General features: G+C 70.2%; 10 protein-coding genes and 1 pseudogene. All 11 read right to left on the bottom strand.

What is annotated here, in order from left to right; all coding sequences use genetic code 11:
* Positions 1-507 (bottom strand): annotated as a pseudogene (locus tag G6026_RS01520) (primosome assembly protein PriA); the annotation flags it as partial.
* Positions 508-550: 43 nt separating this feature from the next.
* Positions 551-1,762: a methionine adenosyltransferase gene (gene metK, locus G6026_RS01515; RefSeq protein ID WP_107756522.1), complete on the bottom strand. Its 1,212-nt coding sequence runs from the start codon at positions 1,760-1,762 to the stop codon at positions 551-553.
* A 58-nt stretch (positions 1,763-1,820) separates the two neighbouring features.
* Positions 1,821-3,101, bottom strand: a complete 1,281-nt coding sequence (gene coaBC / locus G6026_RS01510; protein ID WP_182612044.1) for a bifunctional phosphopantothenoylcysteine decarboxylase/phosphopantothenate--cysteine ligase CoaBC — start codon at positions 3,099-3,101, stop codon at positions 1,821-1,823.
* Entirely contained in the window at positions 3,098-3,382 is a 285-nt protein-coding gene (gene rpoZ / locus G6026_RS01505) for a DNA-directed RNA polymerase subunit omega (RefSeq protein WP_017836841.1), read from the bottom strand. The genes coaBC and rpoZ overlap by 4 nt, the downstream gene beginning before the upstream one ends.
* 72 nt (positions 3,383-3,454) lie before the next feature.
* Positions 3,455-4,060 carry a guanylate kinase gene (gmk, locus tag G6026_RS01500; protein WP_107756524.1) on the bottom strand — a complete coding sequence of 202 codons (606 nt, stop codon included), beginning with the start codon at positions 4,058-4,060 and terminating at the stop codon, positions 3,455-3,457.
* A gap of 7 nt (positions 4,061-4,067) precedes the next feature.
* Positions 4,068-4,391 (bottom strand): integration host factor, actinobacterial type, encoded by a 324-nt coding sequence (gene mihF / locus G6026_RS01495; RefSeq protein WP_007631925.1) that lies wholly within the window; start codon positions 4,389-4,391, stop codon positions 4,068-4,070.
* 419 nt (positions 4,392-4,810) lie between these two features.
* Entirely contained in the window at positions 4,811-5,662 is an 852-nt protein-coding gene (gene pyrF, locus G6026_RS01490; RefSeq protein ID WP_182612043.1) for an orotidine-5'-phosphate decarboxylase, read from the bottom strand.
* On the bottom strand, positions 5,659-9,021 hold the full coding sequence (gene carB, locus G6026_RS01485; protein WP_107756526.1) for a carbamoyl-phosphate synthase large subunit: 3,363 nt from the start codon (positions 9,019-9,021) through the stop codon (positions 5,659-5,661). Before carB ends, pyrF begins: the two co-directional genes overlap by 4 nt.
* Entirely contained in the window at positions 9,021-10,241 is a 1,221-nt protein-coding gene (gene carA, locus G6026_RS01480; protein ID WP_182612042.1) for a glutamine-hydrolyzing carbamoyl-phosphate synthase small subunit, read from the bottom strand. Before carA ends, carB begins: the two co-directional genes overlap by 1 nt.
* Positions 10,238-10,786 (bottom strand): hypothetical protein, encoded by a 549-nt coding sequence (locus G6026_RS01475; protein ID WP_182612041.1) that lies wholly within the window; start codon positions 10,784-10,786, stop codon positions 10,238-10,240. Before G6026_RS01475 ends, carA begins: the two co-directional genes overlap by 4 nt.
* On the bottom strand, positions 10,783-11,650 hold an 868-nt coding region (locus tag G6026_RS01470; protein WP_182612040.1), incomplete at its 5' end, for a dihydroorotase. The genes G6026_RS01475 and G6026_RS01470, both read right to left, overlap by 4 nt.

Below are 11,650 nucleotides of genomic sequence, written 5' to 3'. Positions count from 1 at the left end.
GGCCCGCGCCGGGACCCCACCGGTCGCCGCGTCGAGGAACCGGGCCACCATCGGGTGGTCGGCCCAGCCGGTCGGTATCTCGACCGGCCCCTCCGTCACCCCCAGCGGAGGCTGCGGGTCGGGCACCGATTTCTCGGCCGCCGCGTGCCGCGGGGGGACGGCCAGCCGGAGGACGTCCGAACGCATGCCCACCCACCTCCGGGCGACCAGCTCGACGAGCCGGAGCAACCGCGGCGTCAGCACGGGCTCCGGCGAGATCACGCGCTCCAACCAGGCCAGGTCCCCGGCGTGATCCGACTCGTCCGTGCGCTCGATGAGGAACCCGTCGACGAGCCTGCCCGCGAACCGCACCCGGACGCGCGTCCCCGGGATCGCCTGATCGGCCAGGGATACCGGGACCAGGTAGTCGAACTCCCTGTCCAGGTGCGGAACTCCGAGCAGCGGAAGCACCCGGGCCACGGGGGCGTCAGCCGCCGCGACCCGGGCCGCCGGGCGAGTCGTGGTCACGGCCTCGGATCCTCGCACCCCGATCCGACACCCGGGGCGGTCGTCAGCGCCCGACGGCCTGCTTGAGTTCGTCGACGCGGTCGGTCCTCTCCCAGGGCAGGTCCAGGTCGGTCCGACCGAAGTGACCGTAGGCCGCCGTCCCGGCGTAGATCGGGCGCTTGAGGTCGAGGTCGCGGATGATCGCACCGGGACGCAGATCGAACACCGAGGAGACCGCCTCCTGCAGGACCGCGATGTCGACCTTCTCGGTCCCGAACGCCTCGACGAACAGCCCCACCGGGGCGGCCTTGCCGATCGCGTACGCGACCTGGACCTCGACACGCTCGGCCAACCCGGCCGCGACGATGTTCTTGGCGACCCACCGCATGGCGTACGCCGCGGAGCGGTCGACCTTCGACGGGTCCTTGCCGGAGAACGCACCGCCGCCGTGACGGGCCATCCCGCCGTAGGTGTCCACGATGATCTTGCGCCCGGTCAGGCCGGCGTCGCCCATCGGGCCGCCCAGGACGAACCGACCCGTCGGGTTGACCAGGAGGCGGAAGTCGCCGGTCTCGATACCGGCCGCGGCCTCGGCGAGGACCGGCCCGATGACGTGCTCGGTGAGGTCGTCGCGCAGCGTCGTCTCCAGGTCGATCTCGGGTGCGTGCTGCGTGGAGATGACGATCGTGTCCAGCCTGACCGCGCGCTCGCCGTCGTACTCGATGGTCACCTGGGTCTTGCCGTCCGGGCGCAGGTACGCCAGCGTGCCGTCCTTGCGGACCTCGGTCAGCCGCCGCGAGAGGCGGTGGGCCAGAGCGATGGGCAACGGCATGAGTTCCGGGGTGTCCGAGCACGCGTAACCGAACATCAGGCCCTGGTCACCGGCGCCCTGCCGGGCGATCGCGTCCTCGACCGGATCGCTGGAGGTCCGTGCCTCGTGGGAGGTGTCCACACCCTGGGCGATCTCCGGGGACTGCTGTCCGATCGAGATCGACACACCACAGGAGACTCCGTCGAAGCCCTTGTCGGAGGAGTCGTAACCGACCTCGACGATCTTCTCGCGGATGAGCTGCGGGATCTCGACGTACCCGGTCGTCTTGACCTCACCGGCCACGTGCACCATCCCGGTGGTCACCATCGTCTCGACGGCGACGCGGGCCTCGGGGTCCTGCGTCAGCATCGCGTCCAGGATGGCATCGGAGATCGCGTCACAGATCTTGTCCGGATGCCCCTCGGTCACGGACTCGCTGGTGAACAGCCGACGTGCCTGCGTCACAGTGGTTCTCTCTTCCTGGTGCCGGGTGCGTGTGATCGGTCGATCGCGTGGGGTCAGACTAGTCGGTGCGGTCCGTGGTGGTCCGCGCGGATGGTGACTCGGTCACGGACACCACCGCGTCGAGGATCCGCCCGGCCAGCAGATCCTTGCTCGCCCTGTCCACCGACACCTCCCCGCCCGCGGCGTCGAGGATCCAGCCGCCGTTCACGTCCTGTCCGAAGGTGGTGCCCCGCCCGACCTCGTTGACGACGAGGAGGTCGCACCCCTTCCGGGCGAGCTTCGCCCGGCCGTGGTCGAGGACGGACCCCGTCGAATCGCCGGTCTCGGCGGCGAACCCCACCAGGACGCAGCCCGCGGGGATCTCCCCGGACGCGCGGGCCGCGACGAGCCCGGCGAGGATGTCCGGATTGCGTTCCAACCGGATCTGGGCCGGTTCGGATCCGCTGTCCTTCTTGAGTTTGGAGGACGACACGTCGGTCGGGCGGAAGTCGGCCACCGCCGCGGCCTTGATCACCACATCGGCGTCGGCCGCGGCCGAGAGGGTGGCGTCCCGCATCTCGAGGGCCGAGTCGATGTGGATCGCCTCGACGGCGGCCGGCACCGGCAGATCGGAGGAGGTCACCAGGGTGACGCGGGCTCCCCGCGCCGCGGCGATCGCGGCGATGGCGTGTCCCTGTTTCCCGGAACTGCGATTGCCGAGGAAACGGACGGGATCGATCTCCTCACGGGTGCCGCCGGACGTCACCACGACGTGGCGCCCGGCCAGGTCCCACGGAAGGGTCCCGCCGTCGAGCAGCAGTCTCGACAGACGGGCGATGTCGGCGGGTTCGGGGAGCCGGCCGGCGCCGGTGTCGGATCCGGTGAGTCGGCCGGAGGCGGGGGGCATCACATGGACGCCGTCTGTGCGGAGGGTGGCGACGTTGCGCCTCGTCGCCGGGTGTTCCCACATCTCGGTGTGCATCGCCGGCGCGAGAAGGACCGGACACCGCGCGGTCAACAGGGTGGAGGTGAGCAGATCGTCCGCGCGCCCGGACGCGACCCGCGCGAGCAGGTCCGCGGTCGCGGGGGCGACGACGACGAGGTCCGCCCGCTGCCCGAGGGCGACGTGGCGGACCGAGGGAACGTCGGAGAACACACCGGTCGAGACCGGGTTGCCCGACAGGGCCTCGAAGGTGGCGGACCCGACGAAGTTCAGGGCCGCCTCGGTGGGGACGACGTCGACGTGGCACCCGGACTCGGTGAGGAGCCTGATCAGACCACACGACTTGTAGGCGGCGATCCCGCCCCCGACGCCGACGACGACGCGGGTACGGCGCCCATCGCCCCCGGGAGGGGTCACTCTCCCTCGGCGCAGTCGAGCAGGTCGGAATGGAGCTCGCGCAGCGCGATGGTCAGCGGCTTCTCGTGGAGCGCCGGGTCGACCAGCGGGCCGACGTACTCGAGGATGCCCTCCTCGATCTGGTTGTAGTACGAGTTGATCTGACGTGCGCGCTTGGCGGCGAAGATCACCAGTGCGTACTTGGAGGACGCCCGCTCGAGGAGCTCGTCGATCGGCGGATTGGTGATCCCGATCGGGGTGTCGTACAACGGCGCTGCCGGTGCTGCTTCGATGGTGGCCACTATGGGTTCTCCTCTGGGGTCCAGCCTGGGTGGTGCTCTGGCCTGTGTGGTGCTCGGGCGTCGGATTCGGCGTCAGTCTTGGCCGACCAGCAATGATACCAACTCATCGACCGCGGCCTCGAGTTCGTCGTTGACGACGACCTCGTCGAACTCGTCCCGCGCGGCCATCTCGACCTTGGCGGTCTCGAGCCTGCGGGCGACGACCTCGTGAGGTTCGGTACCTCTGCCCCGCAGACGGACTTCGAGCTCCTCCCACGAGGGGGGCGACAGGAACACGGTCCGTCCCTCCGGAATGGAGTCCCGGATCTGCCGGACGCCGGCGAGGTCGACCTCGATGAGGACCGGACGCCCCTCCGCGAGGGCGTGACGAACCGGCTCCGCGGGGGTACCCGAGAGCTGGAGACCGCGGTGGATCTCCGCCCACTCGAGCATCCGTCCCTGTTCGACGGCGCGACGGAACTCCTCCGTGCTGACGAAGTGGTAGTCGCGACCGTCGACCTCCCCGGGACGGGGGTCCCGGGTGGTCATCGACACGCTGAAGAAGAGGTCCGGGACGCGATCGCGGAGGCGCGCCACGACAGTTGACTTGCCGACGGCGGAGGGGCCGGCCAAGACGATCAGCCGGCCCCTCTTCGCCGCCGCTTCCGGGGACGAGACCCCGGACGACGGTGTGTTCATGCGTCGATCAGTCGACCGTGAAGTCGAACCGCTCGAGCAGTGCGCGGCGCTGGCGATCTCCGAGACCACGCAGGCGACGCGTCGGTGCGATCTCCAGCTCGGTCATGATCTCCTGCGCCTTGACCTTGCCGACCTTGGGCAGGGCCTCGAGCAGCGCCGAGACCTTCATCTTGCCGAGGATCTCGTCACTCTCGGCATCCTTGAGCACCTGCTTGAGGTCGGTGCCACCACGCTTCAGGCGCTCCTTGAGCTCAGCCCGGGCGCGACGGGCGGCAGCCGCCTTCTCCAGAGCAGCGGCGCGCTGCTCATCGGTCAACTGGGGAAGGGCCACAATTCCTCCGTCTCGTTCGTGTGTGTCTCATGACTCACGCGGGTGTCCACCGTAGGACATCCACGTGTGGTGTGCGGTGACCGTCCCCGGCGCGTCCGCGGGCTGCGGAGCGCGTCCGGGAGCGGGCGCTCCCTCGTGCTCACCGTACCCGGGCGAGTCCGCCCCCCTCGCGGGAGACCGGCACGGCGTCGGGCCTGATGACCTCAGCAACAGTACGCGGCCGAGTGGCCTCGTCCTCGCGCGGGGCCCGGCGTGGCACCCCGCCTGAACTGCGCATTGACGTGTGAGGTGAGGAGAAGACTAACGTCGGCGGTCCGCCGCCGCGAACCGAACCGCCCGAAATCGCGCGACCGCGTCATGGATCAGCGCGGCACACGGGGCCCCTGTGACTCCAGCCGACCGCTGGGACGGCTGACGAGTCAGTCGGATCCGGCGAACCGGTAGGTCTCGGCCAGGTCGCGGACCACCGCGCGCATCGCCCCGACGTCCGGACCGGAACGCAGGACGTGCCGGGAGACGTTGACGAGGGTGCGGGGTAACGCGGGTCCGGCGATCCTCCGGACGTCCTCGGCGGTCCCCCCCTGCTCCCCCACCCCCGGCATGAGAACCGGACCGGAGAGATCGTCCAGTCGCGGAGGCTCGGCGACCGTCGCGCCCACCACCACACCGAACGAGCCCGGCGCCCCGGGCCCCGACGCGGCGTTCCGGTGGCCCACCTCGTCCACCACCATCTGCGCGACCGTCCCGGAGGGCCCGGTGGCCGCCTGCAGTCCCACCGCCTCCGGGTTGGAGGTGCGGGCCAACACGAACAACCCGCGGTCGTTCGCCGTGGCGGCGTCGAAGGCCGCGTCGAGCGATGCCACCCCGAGGTACGGGGACACCGTGAGCGCGTCACACGCCAGAGGTGAGCCCTCCGCCAGCCACGCCCGTGCGTACCCGGCCATCGTCGAACCGATGTCCCCGCGCTTGGCGTCCGCGATCGACAGAGCTCCGGCCTCGACGATCGACGCCAGCACCTCCTCGAGGACCGCGAACCCGGCGGATCCGTGCTCCTCGAAGAACGCCACCTGGGGTTTGATCGCCGGCACGAGATCCCCGAAGGCCTCCAGCGATCGACGGGAGAACTCGCGGACACCCACGGCGTCCACACCCAGCCCCCAGGCCTCGAGGAGAGCCGGGTGCGGGTCGATGCCCACGCAGAGGTTTCCCCGGGCCCGGACCGCGCCGTGGAGCCGCGCCCCGAAGGAGACCCGGGACGTTCCGTCGGTCATCGGGCGGCGAACCCGCTGTGCAGCTCCTGCAGGGGGCTGACGGTGACGTCGCCGCGCCGGATCGCCTCGATACCGTGGACCGCCGCGGTCGCGCCCTGGACCGTGGTGACACACGGGACCCGCCGGGTGATCGCGGCCGAACGGATCTCGTGTCCGTCGGCCCTGGTGCCCCCGGTGGAGGAGGCGATGTTCAGGATCAGGTCGACCTCGTCCGCGTGGATCCTGTCGACGATCGTCCGGACCGGGTCACCCTTGTCGTCGACCGGCCCACCCCCGGCCTCGGTGAGTTTCGCGACGGTCTCGCAGGCGATCCCGTACCGCCGGAGCATGAGCGCGGTGCCCTCGGTGGCCAGGACGGTGAACCCGAGCGCGGCCAGCCGTTGCGCCGGGAACACCATCGAGCGCTTGTCCCTGTTCGCGACGGAGACGAACACGGTCCCGGACGTCGGGAGCACCCCCTCGGCCGCGAGCTGGCCCTTGGCAAAGGCGACGGCGAAGTCGGGACCGATGCCCATGACCTCCCCGGTCGACTTCATCTCCGGACTCAGCAGTGAGTCCACGGGGTTGCCCTCGGGTGTGCGGAAGCGGTTGAACGGGAGGACCGCTTCCTTGACCGCGACGGGCGCGTCCGCCGGGAGCGATCCGCCGTCCCGGTCGGACGGCAGGAGGCCTTCGGCCTTGAGCTCGGCGATCGTCTCGCCCATCATGATGCGGGCGCACGCCTTGGCGAGGTGCACGCCGGTCGCCTTGGAGACGAACGGCACCGTGCGACTGGCCCGGGGATTGGCCTCCAGGACGTACAGCACGTCGTCCTTGATCGCGTACTGCACGTTGAGCAGTCCCTTGACGCCGATCCCGAACGCCAACGCCTCACTGGAACGGCGCACGCGATCGATGTCGTCCTGCCCCAGGGTGATGGGCGGGAGCGCGCAGGCGGAGTCGCCGGAGTGGATACCGGCCTCCTCGATGTGTTCCATGACGCCACCCAGGTAGACCTCGGTGCCGTCGCACAGCACGTCCACGTCGATCTCGACCGCGTCATCGAGGAAGCGGTCGACCAGGACGGGACGATCCGGGCTGATCTCGGTGGCACGATCGATGTACGACCGCAGTGAGTCCTCGTCATAGACGATCTCCATCCCCCGTCCACCCAGGACATACGAGGGGCGCACGAGGACGGGGTACCCGATCCGGGCCGCGATCTCCGTGGCCTCCGTGGCGTTGATGGCGGTGCCGAACGCGGGTGCGGGCAGACCGGCCCTGACGAGGACCTCGCCGAACTCTCGGCGGTCCTCCGCCAGGTCGATCGCCGAGGGGCTGGTGCCCACGATGGGGACACCGGCCTCCTCGAGCTGCGCCGCCAGGCCCAGCGGGGTCTGGCCACCGAGTTGGACCAGGACACCGGCGACGGTGCCCGACTCGGTCTCGGCGTGGTAGACCTCCATGACGTCCTCGAACGTCAGCGGCTCGAAGTACAGGCGGTCGGCGGTGTCGTAGTCGGTCGAGACCGTCTCGGGGTTGCAGTTGACCATGACCGTCTCGTACCCGGCCTCGGACAGGGTGAGCGCGGCGTGCACGCAGGAGTAGTCGAACTCGATGCCCTGGCCGATCCGGTTGGGTCCCGAGCCCAGGATGATGACCTTCTCGCGCTCGGTCTGCGGCGCGACCTCGGACTCGGCGGCGGGGTCGAGTTCGTAGGTCGAGTAGTGGTACGGGGTCTTGGCCTCGAACTCCGCGGCACAGGTGTCGACCGTCTTGTACACGGGCCGCACCGCGAGGCGGTGACGCAGGCGCCGTACGCCCTCGGGGCCGGCGAACTCCGGCCGCAGGGCCGCGATCTGGGCGTCGGACAGTCCGTTGTGCTTCGCGCGCCGCAGGAGCGCGGCATCGACCACGGGCGCGTCGACGATCTCCTGACGGAGCTCGACAAGGGCGGAGATCTCCTCGAGGAACCACGGGTCGAGTCCCGATGCCTCGTGGACCTGTTCGACGGTCGCGCCGAGGCGCAGCGCGAGTTCGACGTCGTAGATGCGGCCCTCGGTCGGGCGCACCAGGTCGGCGAGGACGGCGTCGACGTCGGTCGACCGGCCGGGCGCGATCGTCTCGTCGGGCAGCGTCCAGAAGCCGGCGGCCTTGGTCTCCAGGGACCGCATCACCTTGCCGAGCGCCTCGCGGAAGTTGCGGCCCAGGCTCATCGCCTCGCCCACCGACTTCATGGTGGTGGTGAGGGTGTCGTCCGCGCCGGGGAACTTCTCGAAGGCGAACCGCGGAGCCTTGACCACCACGTAGTCCAGGGTCGGTTCGAAGCACGCCGGGGTCTCACCGGTGATGTCGTTGGTGATCTCGTCGAGCGAGTACCCGATGGCGAGGCGGGCGGCGATCTTGGCGATGGGGAAGCCGGTGGCCTTGGAGGCCAGGGCCGAGGACCGGGAGACGCGCGGGTTCATCTCGATCACGACGAGCCGGCCGTCCACGGGGTTGATGGCGAACTGGATGTTGCACCCCCCGGTGTCGACGCCGACGGCGCGGAGGATCGCGATCCCGATGTCGCGCATGTCCTGATACTCGCGATCAGTCAACGTCATGGACGGCGCGACGGTGACCGAGTCGCCGGTGTGGACCCCGAGGGCGTCGACGTTCTCGATGGAGCACACCACGACGACGTTGTCCTTGTTGTCCCGCATGAGCTCGAGTTCGAACTCCTTCCACCCGAGGATCGACTCCTCGATGAGGACGTTCGCCGTGGGCGAGGCGGACAGGCCGCCGCCGGCGATCCGCTCGAGATCCTCGGTGGTGTAGGCCAGGCCGGAGCCGAGCCCGCCCATGGTGAACGACGGTCGGACCACGACGGGCAGACCGAGTTCGGCGACGGTCGCGTGGACCTCCTCCATGGTGTGGCACACGGCGCTGCGCGCGGAGTCACCGCCCACACTCGCGACGATGTCCTTGAAGGTCTGCCGGTCCTCGCCGCGGTTGATGGCGGGGATGTCGGCGCCGATCAGTTCCACGCCGTGCTTGGCGAGTATCCCCTGGGCATCGAGCTGCATGGCGGCGTTGAGCGCGGTCTGACCCCCGAGGGTCGCCAACACCGCGTCGACGGGGTGCCCGTCGGCCGCCTCCTTGGTGAAGATCTTGTCGATGTACTCGGGCGTGATCGGCTCGATGTAGGTGCTGTCCGCGAACTCGGGGTCGGTCATGATCGTCGCCGGGTTGGAGTTGACGAGCGTGACCCGCAGGCCCTCGGCACGGAGCACCCGGCACGCCTGCGTCCCGGAGTAGTCGAACTCACACGCCTGGCCGATGACGATCGGTCCGGAACCGATGACGAGGACGTGGTTGATGTCTGTGCGGCGGGGCATCAGTTCGAGCCCTTTCTGGAGTCTGCGGAACCGTCGGCGGCGTCGCCCGACGCTGAGTCGAGCAGGCTGACGAAGCGGTCGAAGAGATCGGCGGCGTCGCGGGGACCTGCCGCGGCCTCGGGGTGGTACTGGACGGAGAACGCCGAGCCGTCGGTGAGGGCGACGCCCTCGACGGACCCGTCGTTCGCGCACACGTGCGTGACCGTGGCCGTGCCCCAGGGTGTCTCCCAGGTCTCGGTCTCCGGCGCACGCAGGGCGAACCCGTGGTTCTGGGACGTGATGGCGACCGTCCCCGTGGCCTTCTCCACCACCGGGATGTTGATGCCGCGGTGGCCGAACCTCATCTTGTAGGTCTCGAGTCCGAGCGCCCTGCCCAGGATCTGGTTGCCGAAACAGATCCCGAAGAACGGGATCCCCTGGCTCAGGACCTCCTTGGTCAGGTGAACCGCGGCGTCGGCGGTGGCCGGATCTCCCGGCCCGTTGGACAGGAAGACCCCGTCCACGTCGAGATCGAGGACGTCCTGCAGGGTCGAGTCGGAGGGCAGGACGTGCACCCGCACGCCGCGTGCGGTGAGCATGCGGGGGGTGTTGGTCTTGATCCCCAGGTCGAGCGCGGCCACCGAGTGGCGCACCCGGCCTTCGGGCTCGACGACGTAGGGCGTGTCCGTCGAGACCTCCCCGGCGAGGGAGGCCCCGGCCATGGGCTCCTGATCGCGGACGATCGCGAGCATCGACTCGTCGTCCACCACGGCGTCACCGGAGAAGATGCCGGCCTTCATGGCCCCGAGCTCCCGGATGTGGCGGACGACCGCCCGGGTGTCCACGTCGGCGATCCCCACGATGCCCTGGGCGAGCATCTCGTCCTCGAGCGTGCGCTCGGACCGGTGGTTGGAGGCCCGCCGTGACAGGTCACGGATGACAAGGCCCGCCACCCAGATCCGACCGCCGCCGTTCCTGCCGTCCAGGAGCGACTCACCGTCCTCGTCGTTCCATCCGGTGTTACCGATCTGCGGAGCGGTGCTGACGACGATCTGGCGGTGATAGGACGGGTCGGTCAGGGTCTCCTGGTAGCCGGACATGCCGGTCGTGAACACGGCCTCGCCGAGCGTCGTCCCGGTCGCCCCGAACGCGGTTCCTCGGTGGATGCGACCGTCCTCAAGGACGAGCGCGGCGGGGTGGCGACCCCCCGGTGCGACGGTGGTTCCGTGGTGCGGTGTCACTTGTTCTCCTCGGTGGTGGAGCTGGGGGTGTCCGGCCGGGGGGTCGGAGCGGCGTCTCCGCGCAGCTCCTCCCAGCGGGGGTACGTGTCCTTGTCGTCGGCCCGGAAACCGGAGTCGATCAGAGTGGTGCCGTCCGGGCCTGCGACCTGCCACCGGGCGACGAGGATCCCACCGCCCGGCACGGTCTTGTTGGCGAGCGCCGAGGCGCGTCGGACGGTCTGGAGGTCGGATCGGGGGATCCAGACGGTTGCGTCGGCGAGGTCGAGCCGCAGCCCACCGGTGAACGCGGTGAGGGTTCCGGCCGATCGGTGACCGAGCGGCGCGCGGGCGATGCGTGCCTGCCAGTCCCCCGCCACGGTGCTCCCGATGTACACGCCGGTCAGCGGGCCCAGGATGACATCACCGGTCTCGGCCGGCGCCTCGGGCAGGGCGTCGAACAGGCCTGCCTGGGATCGCGTCCGGTTGCGCCACCCCCGGATCATCAACCCGAGTACGCCCAGGAAGACCAGGATGACGATGATCAGGGTCCAGATGTCCTGTGTCATGCGAGTACCTCTCCGTCGCGGTTGGTCATGCGACCCCGGTACACGGTGGCCACGACCCGCGCCGCGAACGTCATCCCCTCATACGGGGTGTTGGCGGACAGACTTGCGAGTTCTTCCCCCACGACGGTCCACGGGGAGTCGGGATCCACGGCGGCGAGGTTCGCGGGCTCCCCCACCGCGATCGGCCGCCCCTGGTCCGGGAGACCGGCGATCTCGGCGGGGCGCGAGCTCATCACGCGGGCCAGATCGCGCCAGGTCATCTCCCCCGACTCGACCAGCAGGGCCGCCACGATGGGCAACGCCGTCTCCAACCCGAGCATGCCCGGGCGGGCGGCCGCGAACTCGCAGCACTTCTCCTGGGCGGCGTGGGGGGCGTGGTCCGTGGCGACGCAGTCGATCACGCCGGACACGAGCGCGTCACGCAGGGCGAGGGTGTCGTGGGCTTCGCGGAGAGGCGGGTTGACCCGGTAGACCCCGTCGTAGGACTCGAGTCTCGTGTCGTCGAGCAGCAGGTGATGGGGGGTGACCTCCGCGGTGATCGAGATCCCCTGTGCCTTCGCCCACCTCAGCAGCTCGACCGTCCCCGTGGTGGAGGCGTGGCAGATGTGGACGCGCGCGCCGGCGTCCCGGGCCAGTATCGCGTCGCGCGCGACGATCGACTCCTCCGCCGAACGCGGCCAGCCGGTCAGCCCGAGGCGGGCGGCCGTGGGTCCCTCGTGTGCCACCGCACCCTTGGTCAGGCGCGGCTCCTCGGCGTGCTGCGCGATCAGCACGCCGAGGCCCGCCGAGTATTCGAGGGCGCGGCGCATCACCAGCGGGTCGTAGACGCACATGCCGTCGTCGGAGAAGATCCGGACTCCGGCC

The sequence above is a fragment of the Dietzia sp. DQ11-38-2 genome, assembly GCF_014145055.1.
GTDB lineage: Bacteria > Actinomycetota > Actinomycetes > Mycobacteriales > Mycobacteriaceae > Dietzia.
This window is presented reverse-complemented; position numbering and strand designations above follow the sequence as displayed.

Bases quoted from the DNA above. Each gene is read 5' to 3' on its own strand.
- pyrF (WP_182612043.1), bottom strand. From the start codon at position 5,662: ATGACCGACGGAACGTCCCGGGTCTCCTTCGGGGCGCGGCTCCACGGC.
- G6026_RS01475 (WP_182612041.1), bottom strand. From the start codon at position 10,786: ATGACACAGGACATCTGGACCCTGATCATCGTCATCCTGGTCTTCCTG.
- gmk (WP_107756524.1), bottom strand. From the start codon at position 4,060: ATGAACACACCGTCGTCCGGGGTCTCGTCCCCGGAAGCGGCGGCGAAG.
- carB (WP_107756526.1), bottom strand. From the start codon at position 9,021: ATGCCCCGCCGCACAGACATCAACCACGTCCTCGTCATCGGTTCCGGA.